Source organism: Streptomyces sp. LaBMicrA B280, assembly GCF_049222185.1.
GTDB classification, from domain to species: Bacteria; Actinomycetota; Actinomycetes; order Streptomycetales; family Streptomycetaceae; genus Streptomyces; species Streptomyces murinus.
This window is the reverse complement of the sequence record NZ_JBMJCT010000012.1, coordinates 126,115-148,862: the sequence shown is the minus strand read 5'-3', so window position 1 is coordinate 148,862 and position 22,748 is coordinate 126,115. Positions and strand designations below refer to the sequence as shown.

The 22,748-nt window shown below is 70.8% G+C and carries 24 protein-coding genes; 5 read left to right on the top strand and 19 right to left on the bottom strand.

Annotated features, from left to right (window positions below):
• Positions 1-15 precede the first annotated feature (15 nt).
• The 11 genes from nuoK to ACLF5H_RS13500 are packed head-to-tail and all read right to left on the bottom strand — an operon-like array spanning position 16 to position 10,928.
• Positions 16-315, bottom strand: a complete 300-nt coding sequence (nuoK, locus tag ACLF5H_RS13550; RefSeq protein ID WP_421676311.1) for an NADH-quinone oxidoreductase subunit NuoK — start codon at positions 313-315, stop codon at positions 16-18.
• Complete coding sequence (locus ACLF5H_RS13545) at positions 312-1,154, bottom strand: NADH-quinone oxidoreductase subunit J (RefSeq protein WP_421676310.1); 843 nt, start codon at positions 1,152-1,154, stop codon at positions 312-314. Before ACLF5H_RS13545 ends, nuoK begins: the two co-directional genes overlap by 4 nt.
• Positions 1,151-1,807 carry an NADH-quinone oxidoreductase subunit NuoI gene (gene nuoI / locus ACLF5H_RS13540; protein ID WP_421676309.1) on the bottom strand — a complete coding sequence of 219 codons (657 nt, stop codon included), beginning with the start codon at positions 1,805-1,807 and terminating at the stop codon, positions 1,151-1,153. The genes ACLF5H_RS13545 and nuoI overlap by 4 nt, the downstream gene beginning before the upstream one ends.
• On the bottom strand, positions 1,800-3,176 hold the full coding sequence (nuoH, locus tag ACLF5H_RS13535; protein ID WP_421676308.1) for an NADH-quinone oxidoreductase subunit NuoH: 1,377 nt from the start codon (positions 3,174-3,176) through the stop codon (positions 1,800-1,802). Before nuoH ends, nuoI begins: the two co-directional genes overlap by 8 nt.
• Positions 3,173-5,719, bottom strand: coding sequence for an NADH-quinone oxidoreductase subunit G (locus ACLF5H_RS13530; RefSeq protein WP_421676307.1), 2,547 nt, complete (start codon positions 5,717-5,719; stop codon positions 3,173-3,175). The genes nuoH and ACLF5H_RS13530 overlap by 4 nt, the downstream gene beginning before the upstream one ends.
• The gene (nuoF, locus tag ACLF5H_RS13525; protein ID WP_421676306.1) at positions 5,716-7,065 is read right to left on the bottom strand and encodes an NADH-quinone oxidoreductase subunit NuoF; all 1,350 of its coding nucleotides are present in this window, start codon (positions 7,063-7,065) and stop codon (positions 5,716-5,718) included. The genes ACLF5H_RS13530 and nuoF overlap by 4 nt, the downstream gene beginning before the upstream one ends.
• On the bottom strand, positions 7,062-7,928 hold the full coding sequence (gene nuoE / locus ACLF5H_RS13520) for an NADH-quinone oxidoreductase subunit NuoE (protein WP_421676305.1): 867 nt from the start codon (positions 7,926-7,928) through the stop codon (positions 7,062-7,064). The genes nuoF and nuoE overlap by 4 nt, the downstream gene beginning before the upstream one ends.
• Positions 7,925-9,247: an NADH-quinone oxidoreductase subunit D gene (locus tag ACLF5H_RS13515; RefSeq protein WP_421676304.1), complete on the bottom strand. Its 1,323-nt coding sequence runs from the start codon at positions 9,245-9,247 to the stop codon at positions 7,925-7,927. The genes nuoE and ACLF5H_RS13515 overlap by 4 nt, the downstream gene beginning before the upstream one ends.
• Positions 9,244-10,002: an NADH-quinone oxidoreductase subunit C gene (locus tag ACLF5H_RS13510; RefSeq protein WP_421676303.1), complete on the bottom strand. Its 759-nt coding sequence runs from the start codon at positions 10,000-10,002 to the stop codon at positions 9,244-9,246. Before ACLF5H_RS13510 ends, ACLF5H_RS13515 begins: the two co-directional genes overlap by 4 nt.
• A complete protein-coding gene (locus tag ACLF5H_RS13505; RefSeq protein WP_009190037.1) occupies positions 9,999-10,553 on the bottom strand; it encodes a NuoB/complex I 20 kDa subunit family protein in 555 nt (184 codons plus the stop codon). The genes ACLF5H_RS13510 and ACLF5H_RS13505 overlap by 4 nt, the downstream gene beginning before the upstream one ends.
• Positions 10,554-10,568: 15 nt before the next feature.
• Positions 10,569-10,928 (bottom strand): NADH-quinone oxidoreductase subunit A, encoded by a 360-nt coding sequence (locus ACLF5H_RS13500; protein WP_030494815.1) that lies wholly within the window; start codon positions 10,926-10,928, stop codon positions 10,569-10,571.
• Positions 10,929-11,596: 668 nt separating this feature from the next.
• On the opposite strand from ACLF5H_RS13500, the gene ACLF5H_RS13495 reads away from it, so the two are divergent.
• Positions 11,597-12,433, top strand: a complete 837-nt coding sequence (locus ACLF5H_RS13495; RefSeq protein ID WP_421676302.1) for a C40 family peptidase — start codon at positions 11,597-11,599, stop codon at positions 12,431-12,433.
• A 152-nt stretch (positions 12,434-12,585) separates the two neighbouring features.
• The gene (gene def / locus ACLF5H_RS13490; RefSeq protein WP_421676301.1) at positions 12,586-13,209 is read left to right on the top strand and encodes a peptide deformylase; all 624 of its coding nucleotides are present in this window, start codon (positions 12,586-12,588) and stop codon (positions 13,207-13,209) included.
• On the opposite strand, the gene ACLF5H_RS13485 is transcribed toward def, so the two are convergent.
• Positions 13,210-14,493 (bottom strand): geranylgeranyl reductase family protein, encoded by a 1,284-nt coding sequence (locus ACLF5H_RS13485; protein WP_421676300.1) that lies wholly within the window; start codon positions 14,491-14,493, stop codon positions 13,210-13,212.
• 97 nt (positions 14,494-14,590) lie between these two features.
• On the opposite strand from ACLF5H_RS13485, the gene ACLF5H_RS13480 reads away from it, so the two are divergent.
• Positions 14,591-15,121, top strand: a complete 531-nt coding sequence (locus ACLF5H_RS13480) for a GNAT family N-acetyltransferase (RefSeq protein WP_421676299.1) — start codon at positions 14,591-14,593, stop codon at positions 15,119-15,121.
• Positions 15,122-15,236: 115 nt separating this feature from the next.
• Positions 15,237-15,539 carry a PASTA domain-containing protein gene (locus tag ACLF5H_RS13475; RefSeq protein WP_421676298.1) on the top strand — a complete coding sequence of 101 codons (303 nt, stop codon included), beginning with the start codon at positions 15,237-15,239 and terminating at the stop codon, positions 15,537-15,539.
• 33 nt (positions 15,540-15,572) lie between these two features.
• Here the strand turns inward: ACLF5H_RS13475 and ACLF5H_RS13470 are convergent, their stop codons facing one another.
• From ACLF5H_RS13470 to ACLF5H_RS13440, 7 genes are all read right to left on the bottom strand, one after another.
• Complete coding sequence (locus ACLF5H_RS13470) at positions 15,573-16,265, bottom strand: demethylmenaquinone methyltransferase (RefSeq protein ID WP_421676297.1); 693 nt, start codon at positions 16,263-16,265, stop codon at positions 15,573-15,575.
• A gap of 154 nt (positions 16,266-16,419) precedes the next feature.
• Positions 16,420-17,022, bottom strand: coding sequence for a hypothetical protein (locus ACLF5H_RS13465; protein ID WP_421676296.1), 603 nt, complete (start codon positions 17,020-17,022; stop codon positions 16,420-16,422).
• Between the two features lie 7 nt (positions 17,023-17,029).
• Positions 17,030-18,229 (bottom strand): cyclic dehypoxanthinyl futalosine synthase, encoded by a 1,200-nt coding sequence (gene mqnC, locus ACLF5H_RS13460; RefSeq protein WP_421676295.1) that lies wholly within the window; start codon positions 18,227-18,229, stop codon positions 17,030-17,032.
• 42 nt (positions 18,230-18,271) lie between these two features.
• Complete coding sequence (locus tag ACLF5H_RS13455) at positions 18,272-18,994, bottom strand: prepilin peptidase (protein WP_421676294.1); 723 nt, start codon at positions 18,992-18,994, stop codon at positions 18,272-18,274.
• Entirely contained in the window at positions 18,991-19,494 is a 504-nt protein-coding gene (locus ACLF5H_RS13450) for a nuclear transport factor 2 family protein (protein ID WP_421676293.1), read from the bottom strand. The genes ACLF5H_RS13455 and ACLF5H_RS13450 overlap by 4 nt, the downstream gene beginning before the upstream one ends.
• 87 nt (positions 19,495-19,581) lie before the next feature.
• Positions 19,582-21,291 carry a serine/threonine-protein kinase gene (locus tag ACLF5H_RS13445; RefSeq protein WP_421676292.1) on the bottom strand — a complete coding sequence of 570 codons (1,710 nt, stop codon included), beginning with the start codon at positions 21,289-21,291 and terminating at the stop codon, positions 19,582-19,584.
• Between the two features lie 42 nt (positions 21,292-21,333).
• A complete protein-coding gene (locus ACLF5H_RS13440) occupies positions 21,334-22,182 on the bottom strand; it encodes a menaquinone biosynthetic enzyme MqnA/MqnD family protein (RefSeq protein ID WP_421676291.1) in 849 nt (282 codons plus the stop codon).
• Positions 22,183-22,469: 287 nt separating this feature from the next.
• Here ACLF5H_RS13440 and ACLF5H_RS13435 point away from each other — a divergent pair, with 287 nt between their 5' ends.
• Positions 22,470-22,673 (top strand): cold-shock protein, encoded by a 204-nt coding sequence (locus ACLF5H_RS13435; RefSeq protein WP_003992177.1) that lies wholly within the window; start codon positions 22,470-22,472, stop codon positions 22,671-22,673.
• The last annotated feature ends 75 nt before the right edge of the window (positions 22,674-22,748 follow it).

The following is a 22,748-nucleotide window of genomic DNA, read 5'->3' as shown; positions in this document are numbered from 1 at the left end:
GATTCTCCCGACCCCTTACAGCTTCATCAGGCTGGCGTCGTCGACCGAGGCCGAGTGGCGGGTACGGAACAGCGACACGATGATCGCGAGGCCCACCACGACCTCCGCGGCGGCGACGACCATCGTGAAGAAGGCGATGACCTGGCCGTCGAGGTTGCCGTGCAGCCGGGAGAAGGTGACGAACGCGAGATTGCAGGCGTTCAGCATCAGCTCGACGCACATGAAGACCACGATGGCGTTGCGCCGGATCAGTACGCCGGTGGCGCCGATCGTGAACAACAGGGCCGCGAGATACAGATAGTTGACCGGGGTCACTTCGACGCCTCCTCGGGCCGCTTGAACGTCTCCGGTTCGATCGGCGTCCGCTCCAGGCGCTCCGTGGAACGCTGTTCCAGCGCCCGCAGATCGTTGATGGCCTCCGTGGACACGTCCCGGATCTGGCCGCGTTCACGCAGCGTCTTGCTCACGGTCAGCTCGGAGGGGGTGCCGTCGGGGAGCAGACCGGCGATGTCCACCGCGTTGTGCCGGGCGTAGACGCCAGGGGCGGGCAGCGGCGGCAGGTGCTTGCCCTCGCGGACGCGCTGTTCGGCCAGCTCGCGCTGGGTCTTGGCGCGCTCGGTGCGCTCGCGGTGGGTGAGCACCATGGCGCCGACGGCGGCCGTGATCAGCAGGGCGCCGGTGATCTCGAAGGCGAAGACGTACTTGGTGAAGATGAGGGCGGCGAGGCCCTCCACATTGCCGCCTGCGTTCGCCTGGCCGGTGCCCGCGAAGTCCTTCAGGGAGGCGTTGGCGATCCCGGCGAGCAGCAGCACGCCGAAGCCGACCCCGCACAGCAGGGCCAGCCAGCGCTGGCCCTTGATGGTCTCCTTCAGCGAGTCCGCGGCGGTGACGCCGACGAGCATCACCACGAACAGGAACAGCATCATGATCGCGCCGGTGTAGACGACGATCTGGACGACGCCCAGGAAGTAGGCGCCGTTGGCGAGGTAGAACACCGCCAGGACGATCATGGTCCCGGCGAGGCTGAGGGCGCTGTGCACGGCCTTCCTCATGAAGACGGTGCACAGGGCGCCGATCACCGCGACGGTGCCGAGGACCCAGAACTGGAAGGCCTCGCCGGTGGAGGTCGTATAGGCCGCGAGCTGCGCGCTCATGCGTCCACCTCCTGGTCCGCCGCCTGGTCCGCCGCCTTGTCCGCGCCGGAGGCCCCGGCGCCCTCGGCGTCCTTTTCGTCCTCGCCCTTGGAGACGGCGACCTGGCGGACCGTGCCGGGCGCGGCCTCGGTGACCAGGCCCCGGTAGTAGTCCTCCTCGGTGGTGCCCGGGAAGATGGAGTGCGGCGCCTCGACCATGCCCTCGTCGAGACCGGCCAGCAGCTGTTCCTTGGTGTAGATGAGGTTCGCGCGGCTGGAGTCGGCCAGTTCGAACTCATTGGTCATCGTCAGCGCGCGCGTCGGGCACGCCTCGATGCACAGTCCGCACAGGATGCAGCGGGCGTAGTTGATCTGGTAGACGCGGCCGTAGCGCTCGCCCGGCGAGTAGCGTTCCTCGTCGGTGTTGTCGGCGCCCTCCACATAGATGGCGTCGGCGGGGCAGGCCCAGGCGCACAGCTCGCAGCCGACGCACTTCTCCAGGCCGTCCGGATGGCGGTTGAGCTGGTGCCGTCCGTGGAAGCGGGGAGCGGTGGTCTTCTTCTGCTCCGGGTACTGCTCGGTGAGCCGCTTCTTGAACATGGCCTTGAAGGTCACGCCGAAGCCGGCCACGGGGTTCTGGAAACCGGGCTTGGTCTCCTTGGGTTCCTCAGCCATCGGACGCCTCCTTTCCATCCGAAGATCCCTCTGACGATCCGTCACTCACAGTGTCGGGCCCGCCACTGACAATCAGCTCCCGCTCCCGCCGCGAGCGGCGCCTGGGCACCGGCGGCAGCTCCTGTCCGGGCAGCGGCGGCACCGGGAACCCGCCCGCCAGCGGATCGAACCCGGCCCGGTCCGCGGCCGCTTGCTCGACCGCCTGCGCCTTCTCGCGGAAGATGTCGACGACGAAGGAGATCAGCAGCAGGGCGAGCACCCCGCCGCCCACGTAGAGGGCGATGTCGGCGAAGCCGTAGTGCTCGTTGCGCAGCGCCCGTACGGACGCGACGAGCATCAGCCAGGTCACCGAGACCGGGATCAGGACCTTCCAGCCGAGCTTCATCAGCTGGTCGTAGCGGACCCGGGGCAGGGTGCCGCGCAGCCAGATGAAGAAGAACAGCAGCAGCTGCACCTTGATGACGAACCAGAGCATCGGCCACCAGCCGTGGTTGGCGCCCGCCCAGAAGGTGCTGATCGGCCAGGGGGCCCGCCAGCCGCCGAGGAAGAGGGTGGTGGAGACGGCGGAGACCGTCACCATGTTCACGTACTCGGCGAGCATGAACATCGCGAACTTGATGGACGAGTACTCGGTGTTGAAGCCGCCCACCAGGTCGCCCTCGGACTCCGGCATGTCGAAGGGGGCGCGGTTGGTCTCGCCGACCATGGTGACGATGTAGAGGAGGAAGGAGACCGGCAGCAGCAGGATGTACCAGCGGTCGTGCTGCTGGGCCACGATCGTCGACGTCGACATGGAGCCCGAGTAGAGGAACACCGAGGCGAACGCGGCGCCCATGGCGATCTCGTAGGAGATCATCTGCGCGCAGGAGCGCAGACCGCCGAGCAGCGGATAGGTGGAGCCGGAGCTCCAGCCCGCGAGGACGATGCCGTAGATGCCGACCGAGGCGACCGCGAGGATGTAGAGCATCGCGATCGGCAGGTCGGTGAGCTGCATCGTCGTACGGGTGCCGAAGATGGAGATCTCGTGGTCGGCGGGGCCGAACGGGATCACCGCGATCGCCATGAAGGCCGGGATGGCCGCCACGATCGGCGCGAGGACGTAGACCACCTTGTCCGCGCGGCGGACGATCAGGTCCTCCTTGAGCATCAGTTTCACACCGTCGGCGAGCGACTGGAGCATGCCCCAGGGGCCGTGCCGGTTGGGTCCGATGCGCAGCTGCATCCAGGCGACGACCTTGCGCTCCCAGACGATGGAGAACAGCACGGTCACCATCAGGAAGGCGAAGCAGAAGACCGCCTTGACGACGACCAGCCACCAGGGGTCGCGGCCGAACATCGAGAGGTCTTCAGCGGCGAGGTACGGGCTCATGCCTCCACCTCCTTGGGGGCCGCCCCGGCGGGGGCCGCCGGGCCGATGCGGACGAGGTTGCCGGGCTGTGCCCCGGTGTCGGAGGCGACGCCGCCGCCGACGGAGTTCAGCGGGAGCCAGACCACCCGGTCGGGCATCTCACCGATCTGGAGCGGGAGTTCGACGGTTCCGGCGGGCCCGGTGACGGCGAGGAACCCGCCGTCCGCGACCCCCGCCTCGGCGGCCGTGGCGGCCGAGAGACGGGCCCGGGCGGCGCGCCGGGTACCGGCCAGCGCCTCGTCGCCCTCCTGGAGCAGGCCCTGGTCGAGCAGCAGCCGGTGGCCCGCGAGCACGGCCTCCCCGGCGGCCGGGCGCGGTACGGCGCCCGCGGCCTCCCGGGGCTCGGTGGTGTACGGCCCGTCCCAGGAGCCGAGCCGGTCGATCTCCGCGCGGATGGTGCGCAGGTCCGGCAGCCCCAGGTGGGCGTCCATGGCGTCGGCCAGCATGTGCAGCACCCGGGCGTCGGTCGGGGCCAGCCGACGGGTCATCTGCTCCGGCTTGAGCGCGGCCTCGAAGGAGCGCACCCTGCCCTCCCAGTTGAGGAAGGATCCCGCCTTCTCGGCGACCGCGGCGACCGGCAGGACGACATCGGCGCGTTCGGTGACCTCGCTGGGCCGCAGCTCCAGCGAGACCAGGAAGCCGACCTGGTCCAGCGCCTCGCGGGCGCGGGCCGGGTCGGGCAGGTCGGCGACCTCGACGCCCGCGACCACCAGGGCCGCAAGCCCGCCGTCCGCGGCGGCCTCGATGATCCGCTCGGTGTCCCGGCCGTAGCCCAGCGGCAGTTCGGACAGGCCCCAGGCGCCGGCCACCTCGGCACGGGCGCGCGGGTCGGTCGCGGGGCGGCCGCCCGGCAGCAGCGCGGGCAGCGCGCCGACCTCCAGGGCGCCGCCCGGCAGCAGCGCGGGCAGCGCGCCGACCTCCAGGGCGCCGCGCTCCCCGGCCCGGCGCGGGATCCACACCAGCCGGGCGCCGGTCGCGGTCGCGGCCCGTACGGCGGCGGTGAATCCACCGGCGACCGAGGCCAGCCGCTCCCCCACGACGATGACGGCGCCCTCGCCGCGCAGCGCCTCGGCGGCCCGGGTGCCTGGGGCCTCCAGGCCGACGCCGCTCGCGAGCGCGTCCAGCCACTCGGTCTCGGTGCCGGGCGCGGCCGGAAGCAGGGTGCCGCCCGCCTTCTGCAGGCCCCGGGTGGCGTGCGTGGCCAGCGCGAACACCAGCTGCTTGTGCCTGCGCCACGCCTTGCGCAGCCGCAGGAAGACGCCGGGGGCCTCCTCCTCCGCCTCGAATCCGACGAGGAGCACGGCGGGCGCCTGCTCCAGCGCGTCGTACGTGACCCCCGTACCCGCCAGGTCACGGCCGCGGCCCGCGACCGCGGCGGCGAGGAAGCCCGCCTCCTCGGCGCTGTGCGCCCGCGCGCGGAAATCGATGTCGTTGGTGTCCAGGGCGACCCGCGCGAACTTGCTGTACGCGTAGGCGTCCTCGACGGTCAGCCGGCCGCCGGTCAGGACGGCGGCCCGGGAGCGGGCGGCGGTCAGACCGCGGGCGGCGGCCTCCAGCGCCTCCGGCCAGGACGCGGGCTCCAGGACGCCGTCGGCGCCGCGCACCAGCGGGGTGTCGAGGCGGTCCTTGAGCTGGGCGTAGCGGAAGCCGAAGCGCCCCTTGTCGCAGATCCACTCCTCGTTGACCTCGGGGTCGTTGGCCGCGAGCCGCCGCATGACCTTGCCGCGCCGGTGGTCGGTGCGGGTGGCGCAGCCGCCCGCGCAGTGCTCGCACACCGAGGGCGAGGAGACCAGGTCGAAGGGGCGGGAGCGGAAGCGGTACGCCGCCGAGGTGAGCGCTCCCACGGGGCAGATCTGGATGGTGTTCCCGGAGAAGTACGACTCGAACGGGTCGCCCTCGCCGGTGCCGACCTGCTGGAGCGCGCCCCGCTCGATCAGCTCGATCATCGGGTCGCCCGCGATCTGGTTGGAGAACCGGGTGCAGCGCGCGCACAGCACACAGCGCTCGCGGTCCAGCAGCACCTGGCTGGAGATCGGGACCGGCTTCTCGTAGGTGCGCTTGCGGCCCTCGAAGCGGGACTCGGCGTTGCCGTGCGACATGGCCTGGTTCTGCAGCGGGCACTCGCCGCCCTTGTCGCAGACCGGGCAGTCCAGCGGGTGGTTGATGAGCAGCAGCTCCATCACACCGTGCTGGGCCTTCTCGGCGACCGGGGAGGTCAGCTGGGTGCGCACCACCATGCCGTCGGTGCAGGTGATGGTGCAGGAGGCCATCGGCTTGCGCTGGCCCTCCACCTCCACGATGCATTGCCGGCAGGCACCGGCCGGGTCGAGCAGCGGGTGGTCGCAGAAGCGGGGGATCTCGATGCCGAGCTGTTCGGCGGCCCGGATGACCAGGGTGCCCTTGGGCACGCTGATCCCGATGCCGTCGATCGTCAGCGAGACGAGGTCTTCCGGCGGGCGGGCCGCCTCCCCGCCGCCCGCGGGGGCGTTGGTGGTCACGGTCATGCGTTCACCTCCGGGCGGTCCGCCCAGGCCGTCGACTTGGCCGGGTCGAAGGGGCAGCCCCGGCCCGTGATGTGCTGCTCGTACTCCTCGCGGAAGTACTTCAGGGAGGAGAAGATCGGGGAGGCCGCGCCGTCGCCGAGGGCGCAGAAGGACTTGCCGTTGATGTTGTCGGCGATGTCCGCGAGCTTGTCCAGGTCGCCCTTGGCGCCCTTGCCCGCCTCGATGTCCCGCAGCAACTGCACCAGCCAGTACGTCCCTTCGCGGCAGGGTGTGCACTTGCCGCAGGACTCATGGGCGTAGAACTCGGTCCAGCGGGTGACGGCGCGGACCACGCAGGTGGTCTCGTCGAAGCACTGGAGGGCCTTGGTGCCGAGCATGGAACCGGCGGCGCCGACGCCCTCGTAGTCGAGCGGTACGTCGAGGTGTTCGGCGGTGAACATCGGGGTGGAGGAGCCGCCCGGCGTCCAGAACTTCAGCCGGTGGCCCGCGCGCATCCCGCCGCTCATCTCCAGGAGCTGGCGCAGGGTGATGCCGAGCGGCGCCTCGTACTGGCCGGGGCTCGTGACATGCCCGCTGAGCGAGTAGAGCGTGAAGCCCGGGGACTTCTCGCTGCCCATCGCCCTGAACCACTCTTTCCCGTTCTTCAGGATCGCGGGAACCGAGGCGATGGACTCGACGTTGTTCACCACAGTGGGGCAGGCGTACAGCCCCTCGACGGCGGGGAAGGGGGGACGCAGCCGCGGCTGGCCGCGGCGGCCTTCGAGCGAGTCGAGCAGCGCGGTCTCCTCGCCGCAGATGTACGCCCCGGCCCCGGCGTGCACGGTGAGGTCGAGGCGCAGACCGCTGCCGAGGATGTCCTCGCCGAGGTAACCGGCCGCGTAGGCCTCGCGCACGGCCTCGTGCAACCGCCGCAGGACCGGGACCACTTCACCCCGGAGGTAGATGAAGGCATGCGAGGACCGGATGGCGTAGCACGCGATCACGATGCCCTCGATGAGGCTGTGCGGATTCGCGTACAGGAGCGGGATGTCCTTGCAGGTGCCCGGCTCCGACTCGTCGGCGTTGACGACGAGATAGTGCGGCTTGCCGTCGCCCTGCGGGATGAACTGCCACTTCATCCCGGTCGGGAAGCCCGCGCCGCCGCGGCCGCGCAGCCCGGATTCCTTGACGTAGGCGATCAGGTCGTCGGGCGGCATGGCGAGCGCCTTGCGCAGCCCCTCGTACCCTTCGTGCCGCCGGTAGACGTCCAGGGACCAGGAGCGGTCCTCGTCCCAGAAGGCCGACAGCACGGGTGCCAGCAGCTTCTCGGGGCTGGAGTCCTTCAGTTCGGCTGCCACGGTCATCACTCCCCCTCCTCGGCGGTAGGCCCTGCCGGGTGCGCGGGATCGGAGGCCGAGGTCTCCTGCGGCGCGTCATGGGAGCTGGGGTGCTCGGCCGGGGACGGCTCGTGCACCGGCTCCCGCGGCGGGTCCTGCGGGCCGCCGCGCGGATGGACCACGCGCGCGGACGCGGACTCGCCCTTGGCCAGGCGCAGGCCGACCAGCGAGGCGGGTCCGGCGCTGCCGCCCTCCTCGACGGCTCCGGGCCGCTCGTCCGGGAAGCCGGCCAGGATCCGCGCGGTCTCCTTGAAGGTGCACATCCGCGCGCCGCGGGTGGGCCGCACCTCGCGTCCGGCGCGCAGGTCGTCCACCAGGTCCCGGGCGCTGCCGGGTGTCTGGTTGTCGAAGAACTCCCAGTTGACCATCACGACCGGCGCGAAGTCGCAGGCCGCGTTGCACTCGATGTGCTCCAGGGTGACCTTGCCGTCGTCGGTGGTCTCCCCGTTGCCCACGCCCAGGTGTTCCTGGAGGGACTCGAAGATCGCGTCGCCGCCCATCACCGCGCACAGGGTGTTGGTGCACACCCCGACCTGGTAGTCGCCGGAGGGCCGCCGCCGGTACATGGTGTAGAAGGTGGCCACCGCGGTGACCTCGGCGGTGGTCAGGCCGAGCGTCTCCGCGCAGAACCGCATTCCGGTGCGCGTGACATGGCCCTCCTCGGACTGCACGAGGTGGAGCAGCGGCAGCAGGGCGGAGCGGGAGTCCGGGTAGCGCGCCACGATCTCGCGCGCGTCCGCCGCGAGACGTTCCCGTACGTCGTCCGGGTAGGCGGGCGCGGGCGGCTCGGGCATGCCCAGGCTGACGCCGTGCTCCGCAGAAGAGGTGGTCACCGGTCGACGCCTCCCATCACGGGGTCGATGGACGCGACGGCGACGATCACGTCGGCGACCTGGCCGCCCTCGCACATCGCCGCCATGGCCTGAAGATTGGTGAAGGACGGGTCGCGGAAGTGGACCCGGTAGGGGCGGGTGCCGCCGTCGGAGACCGCGTGCACACCGAGCTCGCCCTTGGGGGACTCGACGGCCGCGTACGCCTGGCCCGGCGGGACCCGGAAGCCCTCGGTGACCAGCTTGAAGTGGTGGATCAGGGCCTCCATGGAGGTGCCCATGATCTTCTTGATGTGGTCGAGGGAGTTGCCGAGTCCGTCCGGGCCGAGGGCCAGCTGGGCGGGCCAGGCGATCTTCTTGTCGGCGACCATGACCGGGCCGGGCGCCAGCCGGTCCAGGCACTGCTCGATGATCCCGAGCGACTGGCGCATCTCCTCCAGGCGGATCAGGAAGCGGCCGTAGGCGTCGCAGCTGTCGGCGGTGGGGACCTCGAAGTCGTACGTCTCGTAGTCGCAGTACGGCTGGCTCTTGCGCAGGTCGTGCGGCAGGCCGGTGGCGCGCAGGATCGGGCCGGTCGCGCCGAGGGCCATGCAGCCGGCCAGGTCGAGATAGCCGATGTCGCCCATGCGGGCCTTGAAGATGGGGTTCCCGGTGGCGAGCTTGTCGTACTCCGGGATGTTTCGGCGCATCTTCTTGACGAACTCGCGGATCTGGTCGACCGCGCCGGGCGGCAGGTCCTGGGCGAGTCCGCCGGGGCGGATGTACGCGTGGTTCATCCGCAGGCCGGTGATCAGTTCATAGAGGTCGAGAATCATTTCACGATCGCGGAAGCCGTAGATCATGATCGTGGTCGCGCCCAGTTCCATGCCGCCGGTGGCGATGCACACCAGGTGGGAGGACATCCGGTTCAGCTCCATCAGGAGCACCCGGATGATCTTGGCGCGGTCGGTGATGTCGTCCTCGATGCCGAGGAGCTTCTCGACGGCGAGGCAGTAGCCGGTCTCGTTGAAGAAGGACGTCAGGTAATCCATGCGCGTGACGAAGGTGGTGCCCTGCGTCCAGGTGCGGAATTCGAGGTTCTTCTCGATGCCGGTGTGCAGATAGCCGATGCCGCAGCGGGCCTCGGTGACCGTCTCGCCGTCGATCTCCAGGATCAGCCGGAGCACCCCGTGGGTGGAGGGGTGCTGGGGACCCATGTTGACGACGATGCGCTCGTCGTCGGAGCGGGCCGCGGACTGGACGACCTCGTCCCAGTCGCCACCGGTGACCGTGTAGACGGCGCCCTCGGTGGTTTCGCGTGCCGATGCGGACTCAGTGCTCATGAGTACGACCTCCGCTGGTCCGGAGCCGGGATCTGGGCGCCCTTGTACTCGACGGGGATGCCGCCGAGCGGGTAGTCCTTGCGCTGCGGGTGGCCCTGCCAGTCGTCCGGCATCATGATCCGCGTCAGGGCCGGGTGGCCGTCGAAGACGATGCCGAAGAAGTCGTACGTCTCGCGCTCGTGCCAGTCGTTGGTGGGGTAGACGGGCACCAGGGACGGGATGCGCGGGTCGGCGTCCGGGGCGCTGACCTCCAGGCGGATCAGCCGGTTGTGGGTGATCGAGCGCAGGTGGTAGACGGCGTGCAGCTCGCGGCCCTTGTCGCCCGGGTAGTGCACGCCGCTGACGCCGGTGCACAGCTCGAAGCGCAGGGCGGGGTCGTCGCGCAGGGTGCGGGCGACGCGCGGCAGGTGCTCGCGCTCGATGTGGAAGGTGAGTTCGCCGCGGTCGACGATCGTCTTCTCGATGGCGTTGTCCGGCAGCAGGCCCTGTTCCTCCAGGGCGCCCTCCAGCTCGTCGGCGACCTCGTCGAACCAGCCGCCGTAGGGCCGGCTCGCCGGTCCGGGCAGCCGGACCGAGCGGACCAGGCCCCCGTAGCCGGAGGTGTCGCCGCCGTTACTGGCGCCGAACATGCCGCGCTGGACGCGGATCTCCTCGCCGCCCTGGCCGCGCTGACCGGGGAGGTTGGAGGCGGAGAGGTCCTTCTCGGGGTTCACCCCGTTCGTCCCGCCGCCGTGGGTGCCGTTCGCGTCGCTCACCGCAGCAGCCCCTTCATCTCGATGGTGGGCAGGGCCTTGAGCGCCGCCTCCTCCGCCTCGCGGGCCGCTTCCTCCGCGTTCACCCCGAGCTTGGTGGACTGGATCTTCTGGTGGAGCTTGAGGATCGCGTCCATCAGCATCTCGGGGCGGGGCGGGCAGCCGGGCAGATAGATGTCGACCGGGACGATGTGGTCGACGCCCTGGACGATCGCGTAGTTGTTGAACATGCCGCCCGAGGAGGCGCAGACGCCCATGGAGATCACCCACTTGGGGTTGGGCATCTGGTCGTAGACCTGCCGCAGGACCGGCGCCATCTTCTGGCTGACCCGGCCGGCCACGATCATCAGGTCCGCCTGGCGCGGTGAGCCGCGGAACACCTCCATGCCGAAGCGCGCCAGGTCATAGCGGCCGGCGCCGGTGGTCATCATCTCGATGGCACAGCAGGCCAGGCCGAAGGTGGCCGGGAAGACGGATGCCTTGCGCACCCAGCCCGCGGCCTGTTCCACGGTGGTCAGCAGGAAGCCGCTCGGCAGCTTTTCTTCGAGTCCCATGTCTTATATGGCCCCTCAGTCCCATTCCAGGCCGCCGCGCCGCCATACGTACGCGTACGCGACGAAGACGGTGAGCACGAAGAGCAACATCTCCACGAGCCCGAAAAGCCCCAGGGCGTCGAAGGTGACGGCCCAGGGGTAGAGGAAGACGATCTCGATGTCGAAGACGATGAAGAGCATCGCCGTCAGGTAGTACTTGATGGGGAAGCGCCCGCCGCCGGCCGGCGTGGGGGTCGGCTCGATGCCGCACTCGTAGGCTTCGAGCTTGGCGCGGTTGTACCGCTTCGGACCGATCAGCGTGGCCATGACCACGGAGAAGATCGCAAAGCCTGCCCCGAGGGCTCCCAGTACGAGGATGGGCGCATAGGCGTTCACCGCTCCTCGCTCCTCTCAGTCGGCACTGACTGCTGGCGGTTCGCTGGGCCGATGAAGATCGAGAACATGTGAAGCAGGTCACAAGCCCAACTGCCTCGCATCCTATGCCCGCCGATCTGTGATCTGCGACACGGGGTATTCCACAAGCTTTGTGATCTCCACCACCTGACGAAGGATCATGAAGTCGGATGATGGCTGATCTTCATACACGAAGCGTTCAGTTGATCACCAGAAGTGACAATTTCGCCTGTCATCGCAGGCCAAAGAGGTCGTCTCAATATCAAGAGAGTTCGCCTGCATGCAAATTGGCGCTGGGCACTCGATCTTGATAGTGGATCTCGCACACACGTCGGCGTGTGCATGTGTTCACGAACTCCCCCACGCGCGGGACGCCGGCCCCCCGGCGAGCGTTCCGTGACCTCGGTCACAGACACAGCGGCCTCTCAGGAACCGGGCTTGGCCAACCACATCAACCGGTGGTAGGCGCGGGGCAATTCGGACGTAATGATCAAAGACCGTGATCAAGGGCTTGATCACGGGCGTCCGCAATGTCCGTTACGGCGTCAATAAAGGGCGACACGCCCGGGGTTTGAGGTCTCGATCGTGCAACTGTGGCGCAGCACACGTTTCTTGAAGATATGGAGGAGCCCCTGATACCGGTTGTTCCCATGTCCCACACCGCTCACATACGCAGCCACCGGAAGCCCCGCCGCAGCGCGTCGTCCCTCGCGATGCGGGCCGGAGTTGCCGGTGGCGTCCTCAGCACCCTGGCAGTCGCCGGGGCCGCCGGTTCGGCCAACGCGGCCGAGCCGGTGACGCAGACCCTCGAACTGCCCACCCTGACGGCCGACCTGGCCACGCAGGCCGCCCAGTCCGCGGACGCCACCCAGCAGGCCGCGGCGAACTACCAGCTCCAGGCCGAGCGCGACGCCGCCGCCGCGAAGGCCGCGAAGCAGGCCAAGGCGGACCTCGCCGACGCCAAGCAGAAGGCCGCCGAGGCCAAGAAGAAGGCCGAGGAGGCCGCCCGCAAGGACGCCGCCGAGCGCGCCTCGCGCAGCACGACCCGGATCGCCCTCACGGCCGACGACACCTCCGGCTCCACCGGCACCAGCACGGGCACGGGCACCAGCACCGGCTCCTCCACGGCCACCGGTTCCGCCGCCGCCGTCATCAGCTTCGTCAAGTCGCAGCTGGGCAAGGCGTACGTCTCCGGCGCCACCGGCCCCTCCGCCTACGACTGCTCGGGCCTGGTGCAGACCGCCTTCAAGCAGGTCGGCGTGAGCCTGCCGCGCGTCTCCCAGGACCAGTCGACCGCCGGCACCCAGGTCTCGCTGAGCGACCTCCAGCCGGGCGACATCCTGTACTGGGGCAGCGCGGGCAGCGCGTACCACGTCGCGGTGTACGTGGGTGACGGCATGTTCGTCGGCGCGCAGAACCCGTCCTCCGGTGTCTCCGAGCACCCGCTGTCGTACGACCAGCCGACGGGTGCCGTGCGGGTGCTCTGAGGTATCCCGTACCGTTTCGCATACTTGAGGGGCGTTTCGCACCTCACGCAGGGCCGCAGCCGCTCGGGGGCAGCGGCCCTGCGGCGTTCCCTGGCATGCTCGGGCCGGACCGCCGTACGGCGGTTTCGTCCACGAGTGAAGGAGAAGACGCGATGCCACGCGTGTTCGTACAGGGCGCCCCTGTCGCCGAGTTCCCCCGGTACGCCCCCGAGGCCGGGCGCGGCGCGGTGCGCCGGATCACCGAGGTCGGCGAGGCGGTGCTGCACAAGCCGTGCCGGGACGTCACGGAGTTCGGGCCCGATCTCGCGGCGCTCATCGACGACATGTTCCGCACGATGTACGTCGCCGAGGGCGCCGGGCTCGCGGCGAATCAGGTCGGGGTCGAGCTGCGCCTGTTCGTGTACGACTGCCCCGATGACGACGGAAACCGGCATGTCGGACACATCGTCAACCCGGTGCTGGAATCACCCCTGAGCGGGCGACGGCTGCTGGACGAGGGCGAGGGCTGCCTGTCGGTGCCGGGCGCGGTGATGGCCGTACCCCGGCCGGACCGGGCGCTGGTGCGCGGTCTGGACCGGGACGGCAACCCGCTGGAGGTCGAGGGCACGGGCTACTTCGCCCGCTGCCTCGCGCACGAGACGGATCACACCAACGGGTACATCTATCTCGACCGGTTGACCAAGCGGGAGAAAAAGGACGCGCTGCGGCAGATGGGAGACCGGCGGGAGGAGGTTTACGCCCGCCGGTCCGCCCAAGAGGCCGCGCTCAGCGTCTGATCACGCCTTCGGGGTCACCTTCGTCAGGCCGTTGATGATCCGGTCCATCGCGTCGCCGCCCGTGGGATCGGTCAGGTTGGCGAGGAGTTTCAGGGTGAACTTCATCAGGACCGGGTGGGTCAGGCCGCGCTGGGCGGCGATCTGCATGACCTTGGGATTGCCGATGAGCTTCACGAAGGCGCGGCCGAGGTTGTAGTAGCCGCCGTAGGTGTCCTTGAGGACGCGCGGGTAGCGCTGGAGGGCGATCTCCCGCTGGGCCGGCGTCGCCCGCGCGTGCGCCTGGACGATGACGTCGGCGGCGATCTGGCCGGACTCCATGGCGTAGGCGATGCCCTCGCCGTTGAAGGGGTTCACCAGGCCGCCGGCGTCGCCGACCAGCAGCAGGCCCTTGGTGTAGTGCGGCTGCCGGTTGAAGGCCATCGGCAGCGCGGCGCCGCGGATCGGCCCGGTCATGTTCTCGGGGGTGTAACCCCAGTCCTTGGGCATGGACGCGCACCACGCCTTGAGGATCTCGCGCCAGTCCAGCTCCTTGAAGGCGGCGGAGGTGTTGAGGACGCCGAGGCCGACGTTGGAGGTGCCGTCGCCCATGCCGAAGATCCAGCCGTAGCCGGGCAGCAGCCGCTCCTGGGAGCCGCGCCGGTCCCACAGCTCCAGCCAGGACTCCAGGTAGTCGTCGTCATGGCGGGGCGAGGTGAAGTACGTGCGCACCGCGACGCCCATCGGACGGTCCTCGCGGCGGTGCAGGCCCATCGCGAGGGACAGCCGGGTGGAGTTGCCGTCGGCCGCGACGACGAGCGGCGCGCGATAGCTGACCTCGCGCTTCTCCTCGCCGACCTTGGCCGTCACCCCGGTGATGCGGCCGGTGCGCTCGTCCACGATCGGCCCGGAGACATTGCAGCGCTCGTACAGCCGCGCGCCCGCCTTCTGCGCGTTCCGGGCCAGGATCTCGTCGAAGTCGTCGCGCTTGCGCACGAGTCCGTAGTTCGGGAATGCGGCGAGGTCCGGCCAGTCCAGCTGGAGGCGGGAGCCGCCGCCGATGATGCGCAGACCCTTGTTGCGCAGCCAGCCGGCCTCCTCGGAGATGTCGATGCCCATGGCGACGAGCTGCTTGACCGCGCGGGGCGTGAGGCCGTCACCGCACACCTTCTCGCGCGGGAACTCCGTCTTCTCCAGGAGGAGTACGTCGAGACCGGCCTTGGCCAGGTGGTACGCGGTCGCGGAGCCGGCTGGGCCCGCGCCGACGACGATCACATCGGCGGAGTGGTCGGAGAGGGGCTCGGTCACGGCGGGATCTCCCCAAGTTCGAAATCTGCGTGCCGACGGGCACTGGACATGGGCAGTCTATTCAGCGGAATAGATCACCCGGCTGAAGGGCTGCCCTGTGAACCGACCTCTCCCCGCACCGCGGCTGCGCGTTCCCACCCATGAGGACGCCCTGGCCTGGCACCGGGTGTTCGCCGATCCCGAGGTGATGGAGTTCCACGGCGGCAAGCCCGCCCCGCTGTCCGTGTACGAGGAACTCACCGCGCGCCAGCGGCGGCACGACGCGGAACGGGGCTTCTGCCTCTGGACGGTCCTGGACGACTCCGACGAGGTCATCGGCTTCACCGGCGCCCAGCCCTGGCTGCCGACGTGGGGTCCGGCGGGCGCGATAGAGATCGGCTGGCGGCTCGGGCGGGCGCACTGGGGCAAGGGGTACGCCACCGCCGCCGCGCGCGAGACCCTGCGCCGGGTACGGGAGGCGGGCGTGCCGGAGGTGGTGGCGATGGTACGGCCGGGCAATGAGCGGTCCCTCGCGGTGACCCGGCGCCTCGGCATGCGGGCCGCGGAGACGTACCCGCATCCGACGCCGGCCGAGGACGCGCTCTGCTTCCGCCTGGACCTCAACTCACCTGTCGGTGACGCAGGGTAGCCATCTGTCACAGTAAGACACCGGCTTCTTCCGGCCGGAAGGTGCCGGGGTTACCCTTCCAGTACCGCTGGGGGTGACATCTGTGCACATAACATCCAGAACACCCGAACCGCGTGTGCCACGGCTGGTCGGTCTGATGGCCGTGGACGCGCGCGAGACCGCACGGGCCCGGGGGCTGCTCCTGACCGCGCCGGACCGCCCGGACTTCCACCGGGCGGTCGTGGACTACGTGGTGCGCCAGTACCCGCCGCCCGGGACGGAGGTGCCGGCGGACTCGACGGTGTACGTGTGGTTCGACTTCGCGGAGGGCGAGGGCGGCGGAGGCGTCCGCGAACCCCGCGTCCCCCGGCCGCCGACGGGCGGACTCCAGCGCGAACTGGGGGAACCGGGGGACGCGTTCGAGATGATCGGGCGGTAGGGCCCGGTAAGGGTGCGCGGGCCGTGCGGCGGCTCAGTCCTTGAAGCCGCGGTGCAGCGCGACGACGCCACCGGTGAGATTGCGCCAGGCGACCCTGGACCAGCCGGCCTTGCGGAGCCGTTCGGCCAGACCGGGCTGGTTCGGCCAGGCGCGGATGGACTCGGCGAGGTAGACGTAGGCGTCCGGGTTCGAGGACACCGCGCGGGCGACCGGGGGCAGGGCGCGCATCAGGTACTCGGTGTAGACGGTCCGGAAGGGCGTCCAGGTCGGGTGCGAGAACTCGCAGATCACGACGCGTCCGCCGGGCCTGGTGACGCGGTACATCTCGCGCAGCGCGGCGTCGAAGTCCTGCACGTTGCGCAGGCCGAAGGAGATGGTCACGGCGTCGAAGGTGTCGTCCTTGAACGGCAGCCTCGTCGCGTCGCCCGCGGTGAACGGCAGCCAGGTGTGGCGCTTCTTGCCGACCTGGAGCATGCCGAGCGAGAAGTCGCAGGGCACGACGTAGGCGCCGGTGCGGGCGAAGGGCAGGGAGGAGGTGGCGGTACCGGCGGCGAGGTCCAGGATCTTCTGCGCGGGCCGGGCGTCGACGGCCTGCGCGACTTCCTTGCGCCAGCGGCGGTCCTGTCCCAGGGACAGCACGTCATTGGTCAGGTCGTACCGTTCCGCCACGTTGTCGAACATCGAGGCGACTTCGTGCGGCTGCTTGTCCAGGGATGCGCGGGTCACTCGGCCATTGTCGCAGCAAGGTCCCGCCGGACGGCTTCGGGTGGGGTGTGCGGCGCCCCATAGGGGGCGCGGGGCTGTGTCGATATGCGGCTCCGCCGCGTGGGCGCGATCAGCCGTATACCGCCCGCAGACGCTCGACGGCCGAAACGACGCGTCACCGGCGGCGATACAGCAGCCGGCCCCTGATGACCGTCGCCACGCACGTCGACGCGCCCCGCTCCGCCAGTTCCGCCTCGTCCGCGACGTCGAACACGGCGAAGCACGCCACGGAACCCCGTTCCCGAGGCGCCGGCACCTCCGGTGGGAGCCCGCTCGCGAGGGGGTCAAGGGACGGCACCCCGCCGGGGCGGCCGGGGCGGGGCAGCAGGTCGAGCCCGGTGCGCCGTACCGCGTCCAGCACCGCCGGACGGGACGGCGCGCCCGCCACCGCCACCGTCCCGTGCGCCAGCATCCGCTGCACCCCGCGCCGCGCGCTCCCGCCCCACCGGACGTCGTCCGGTGCGAGCCGGGCCAGCGCGTCGCCGGACAGCGGCTCGGTGCCCAGCTCATCGGCCTCCCGGGGGTCCGGGTGGTACGCCTCCTCCAGCAGCTCCGGGCCGTGGAGGTTGACGAACCCGGGCGTGAGGATCCCCGGCCACCGGCGCATCCGCGCCCGCGGATACCCGTCGGCCAGTCCCCCCAACTCCCCCGTGCCCACGACCCGTTCGCCCTCGACGGCGAGCGCGTATCCCCTGGAGTCGGCGTGAATCGTCAGCACGGCGCGCTCAGTTGGCGTCGAGCAGCTTCAGCTCGGGATGCGCGGTGCCGCCCTCGATCGCCGTGGAGGAGATGTGCGAGACCACGCGGTCGTCGACCGGGTCGTTCGCCGGGTCCTCGTGCACGACCAGGTGCTCGTACGTCGTCGCGCGCTGCGCCGGCACCCGGCCCGCCTTGCGGATGAGGTCGATGATCTCCAGCCGGTTGGAGCGGTGCTTGGCACCGGCCGAGGAGACCACGTTCTCCTCCAGCATGATCGAGCCGAGGTCGTCCGCGCCGTAGTGCAGGGACAGCTGGCCGACCTCCTTGCCCGTGGTGAGCCAGGAGCCCTGGATGTGCCGGACGTTGTCGAGGAACAGCCGGGCGATGGCGATCATCCGCAGGTACTCGAAGAGCGTCGCCTGCGTACGGCCCTTGAGGTGGTTGTTCTCGGGCTGGTACGTGTACGGGATGAACGCGCGGAAGCCGCCCGTGCGGTCCTGCACGTCACGGATCATCCGCAGGTGCTCGATGCGCTCGGCGTTGGTCTCGCCGGTGCCCATCAGCATGGTGGAGGTGGACTCCACACCCAGGTTGTGCGCGGTCTCCATGATCTCCAGCCAGCGCTCACCGCTCTCCTTGAGCGGGGCGATGGCCTTGCGCGGCCGCTCGGGCAGCAGCTCCGCGCCCGCGCCCGCGAAGGAGTCGAGACCGGCCTCGTGGATCCGGGTGACGGCCTCCTCGACCGACACCCCGCTGATCCGGGCCATGTGCTCGACCTCGGACGCGCCCAGCGAGTGGATCACCAGCTGGGGGAAGGCGTCCTTGATGGCCTTGAAGTGCTTCTCGTAGTACTCGACGCCGTAGTCCGGGTGGTGGCCGCCCTGGAACATGATCTGGGTGCCGCCCAGCTCGACGGTCTCCGCGCAGCGGCGCAGGATGTCGTCGAGGTCGCGGGTCCAGCCCTTGGCCGTGTCCTTGGGGGCCGCGTAGAAGGCGCAGAACCGGCAGGCCGTGACACACACGTTCGTGTAGTTGATGTTGCGCTCGATGATGTACGTCGCGATGTGCTCGATACCGGCGTACTGACGGCGGCGCACCGCGTCGGCGGCCGCGCCCAGCGCGTGCAGCGGGGCGTCACGGTAGAGGGCGACGGCCTCTTCCGGGGTGATCCGCCCACCGGCGGCGGCACGGTCGAGGACGGACTGGAGGTCGGCCTTCTCGGTCACCGGGGCGTCCCTTTCATAAGGGGATGGACGGACCGGACCAGCCTACGACAGCGCCGTATACGCGCCGATCAGCACCCCGACGAGGGCACCGCCCAGCAGGAACGGGCCGAACGGGACGCCCGTCTTCCGCGCGGCTCTCCGTACGACGACGAGGGCATAGCCGTACAGGGCCCCGGCCAGGACCGCGGTGAACGTGCCGAGCAGCACCGTCGGCCAGCCGTACCACCCGAGCACGGCCCCCGCGCCGAGGGCCGACTTGGCGTCCCCGAGGCCCATTCCGCCCGGGTTCAGCAGGTGCAGCACGGTGTATCCGGCGCCGAGCGCGAGCGCCCCGTACAGCGCGGTGGGCCAGTGCCCGGCGTGTCCGGGCAGCAGCGCGGCGAGCCCCAGCAGCGCGAGGGCGGCGGCGGCGAACGGCAGGGTCAGCACGTCGGGCAGCCGCCGCACCCGGACGTCGACCGCGCACAGCAGCACCCCCACCGGGGCGAGCGGCAGCCAGGCGAACAGCTCGGGCCGGGGGCCGGTCGCGGCGGCGAGGGCGGCGCAGACCAGGGCGGTGAGGACGGGCAGGAGGAGACCGGCGGGGGCCGGGCAGCCGGGGCACGCGGTGCGGCCGAGCCAGCCGCGGAGCGCGTGCCCCTCCGCGCACCGTTCGCGCCAGGGCCCGTCGTCCGGTACGGCGAACCGGAAGGCGGCCCTGGGCAGTACGGCCCCCGCCGCCGCGCCCCAGAACGCGGCGGCGGCCCACAGCGGCGCCTCGCTCATCCGGCGCGTCCCGCCCGGTGCCGGGCCGTCGGGGCGGGGGTGAAGTCGTCCGGCAGTCGTGGCGGCGGGCCCTGGGTCCACACCACGCGCAGGGCCGAGGCGGAGATGCGCCAGCCGTCGGCCGTCCGGACCAGTTCGGTGTCGGCATGCCCGGCGGAGAGGAAGACGCCGCCCGAGCCGTCCGCGAGGACATGGGTGTTCAACTGGGCGCCGCGGACGGTGGCCCGGTCGCCGTCGACCTCGATGACGGCGTTGGTGCCCAGGTGCACGGTCCGGTCGAACAGGGCCATGCCCCGGCGGACATGGGCCAGCAGGGCGGGGCGCCCGTGGACGGTGCCGATGGGCATCTCCGCGATGACGTCCTCGGTGTGGAACGCGCGGGCCCACTCCTCGTCGAAGACCCCCTCGTCCAGGGAGCGCAGATAGCGGTCCATCAGGTCGGTGATCTCGGCGCGGTCGGTCAGGGCGCGCACCTGGCGCCGCAGCTCTTCGGTGTCCATGACGGAAGACTCCTCCCTCAAGCGTGCTTGAGGTCAAGGCTGGTCAGGCCGGTCAGGTCGGTCAGCTGGTCAGGCCGGTCAGGCCGGTCAGCCGGTCTTCGTCAGCTCGGCCACCGGGTGGCCCTCCGGCTCGCTGTCCGAGGTGTACTTCAAGTCGTCGCCGACCGGGGTCAGTTCGATCTGGTGGGGGGCCGGGTCGCAGCCGGGGTGGTTGTCCTTCGCGCCCACCGAGGTGGCGAGGAGCCGGGTGCCGGTGGCCTTCTTCAGGGTGAGCAGGTCGGTGCAGACGGCGCCGATCTGATCGGTCTGCCGCAGCTGTCCCAGGGACTCGCCCACGCGGGCCTGGTGGACGGTGAGCCGGAAGGTGCCCATGGGCAGGGTGCCGCCGAGACCGGTGGCCTCGCCCTCCCAGGTGCCGAGGTAGCGGGCCGGGATCGCGCCGCCGGTGGTGGGGCTCGCGGTGGGCGCGGGGTCGCCGTCGCCGGGGGCGGGGCCGCCCGTCGTCGGGGCGCCGGACGAGGGGTGCGGGCCCCCACACGCCGCTCTTCCGATCTCGCCGCCGGACCACGGGCGCAGCAGCGCGCCGACCCCGACGGTCCCGAGGGCGAGCGCCCCGGCGACCGCGAGCGCCACGGTGCAGCTGATCCGCCGCCCGCCGTCCCCGCCCGGGGAGGCACTGGCCGCCATGCTCACCGAGAGCTTCCCGGGCCGTCCCGCGTCCCCGTCCCGGGGGGCGGGGACGGTGGTCGGGGCGCCGGGAGTCGCGGGGGCGTAGGCCGGGGGCGCGGGGAACCCGTGGCCCATCACCGGTGCCGGACCGAACTCGCCCGCTCCCGCCCCCATCCCCGTCCCGCCCACCGACAACCCGTCGAAAGCCACCGGCCCCGACCGGACCGGTTCCCCCGTGTCCAGGTCGAGCAGCCGCACCGCGCTCCGGCTGACCTGTTCGACCAGCGGGCCCGGCAGCCAGCCCCCGGACATCAGACGGGCCGCGCCCTCGGGGGCCAGGCGGCGGCCGACCTCCGCCGGGGTGGGGCGGGCCGACGGGTCCTTCGTGAGGCAGTCCTCGGCGACGGACCGCAACTCACCGGCGAGCGGTCCCAGTTCGGGCTCCTCGTGCACCACCTTGTACAGCAGCGCCGCCGAGGAGTCGCCCGGGAAGGGGGCCTGTCCGGTGGCCGCGTACGTCAGCACCGCGCCGAGCGAGAAGACGTCCGCCGCCCCCAGGACGTCGGCGCCCAGGATCTGTTCCGGGGCCATGTAGCCGGGCGAGCCGACCGACGCGCCGGTGGCCGTGAGGGACGCCGTGCCGTCGGTGGCGCGGGCGATGCCGAAGTCGATCAGCAGCGGGCCGTCCAGGGTCAGCAGCACGTTGGACGGCTTCACGTCCCGGTGCACCAGGCCCAGGGCGTGGACCGCGGCCAGCGCCTCCGCGAGGCCCGCGGCGAGGGCTCGTACCGTGTGCTCGGGCAGCGGGCCCGCGTCGGTGACGGCGGCGGCGAGGGAGGGGCCCGCCGCATAGGCCGTGGCGACCCAGGGCACCGGCGCGTCCGGGTCCGCGTCGAGCACCGGCGCGGTCCAGGCGCCGCCGACCCGGCGCGCGGCCGCCACCTCGCGGCGGAACCTGGCCCGGAACTCCTCGTCCAGCGCGAGCCGCGGGTGCACGATCTTGACGGCGACCGTGCGGCCCCCGGCGCTGCGCCCGAGGTAGACCCGTCCCATCCCGCCGGACCCGAGCCGTCCCAGCAGCCGGTACGGCCCGACGGCCGCCGGTTCGTCCCCAGCGAGCGGCTGCACGGCCTCCACCTCTCCCCCGTAGACCCGACCGCAGCCTAGTGATTACGGCCGGAGCAGTTCCACCTTCACGTCGGCCGGGAAGCCGGTCGTGGGGCCGACCCGGCGGGCGAACTCGGCGACCGCGGCGAGCTGGGCGTCGCCGAAGCTGAAGTCCAGGGTGGTGAAGTACTTGGCGAGGGTCTCCGCGTCGAACGCCTCCCAGTGGGCGGCCTGTTCGGCGACCTTGTCGACCTCCTCCAGGGAGATCTTCTTGGACTCCAGGAACGCCTGGTGCACCTGGTGGGTGATGAGCGGCTCGCGCTCCAGGTAGTCCCGCCGGGCCGCCCACACCGCGAAGACGAACGGCAGTCCCGTCCACTCCTTCCACAGCGTGCCCAGGTCGTGCACGTCGAGGCCGTAGCGCGGGCCGTCGTGCAGGTTGGCGCGCAGGGCCGCGTCGCCGATCAGTACGGCGGCGTCGGCCTCCCGCATCATCAGGCCGAGGTCGGGCGGACACGTGTAGTACTCGGGCTGGACGCCGTACCGCTCGGCGAGCAGGAGCTGTGCGAGGCGGACGGAGGTGCGGGAGGTGGAGCCGAGGGCGACCTTCGCGCCGTCCAGCTGCTCCAGCGGGACCTGGGAGACGATCACGCAGGACATCACGGGGCCGTCGCAGCCCACGGCGATGTCCGGGAAGGCGACCAGGTCGTCCGAGTTCTTCAGGTACTCGACCAGGGTGACCGGGGCGACGTCGAGCTCCCCCTGGATCAACCGCTCGCTGAGCTTCTCCGGCGTGTCCTTGGTCAGCTGGAAGTCGAGGAGGGTGCCGGTTCTCGCGAGCCCCCAGTACAGGGGCAGGCAGTTCAGGAACTGGATGTGGCCGACGCGCGGCCGGGTGCGAGAAATGTCCACATCGCGGGACTCTAGCCCTCGGCTGGTACGGTGCTCGGACCGGCCCCACCGTCAAACGGGTTACCGGCTTTCAAACATCCGGGTGAAGTGATCTTGCCCTCTATTGCTTTCGGCTGCCTGCATGCTAGGCTCGCCGCAAGTTGCAGTTTGGTTTCCCTTGCAGTACAGAGCCTGCGGAGCATGTGACCGCGGGCTCTCGTCGTTTTCAGACGAATGCAGTGGTGCAGCACGTTTTCGCACCGGCAGGTTCTGGAGCAGGGCAACCCTTTTGGGCCCAAGGAGGGCTTATGGCTACCGGAACCGTTAAGTGGTTCAACGCCGAAAAGGGCTTTGGCTTCATCGCCCAGGAGGGCGGCGGCCCCGACGTCTTCGTTCACTACTCCGCGATCAACGCCAGCGGCTTCCGCTCCCTCGAGGAGAACCAGCAGGTGTCCTTCGACGTGACGCAGGGCCCGAAGGGTCCGCAGGCGGAGAACGTCACCCCCGTCTGATCACTGCCTGATCGCAGAACCTGAGAGCAGTACCCAAGGAGCCCCGCGCCGTCTTCGGCAACGGGGCTCCTGCCT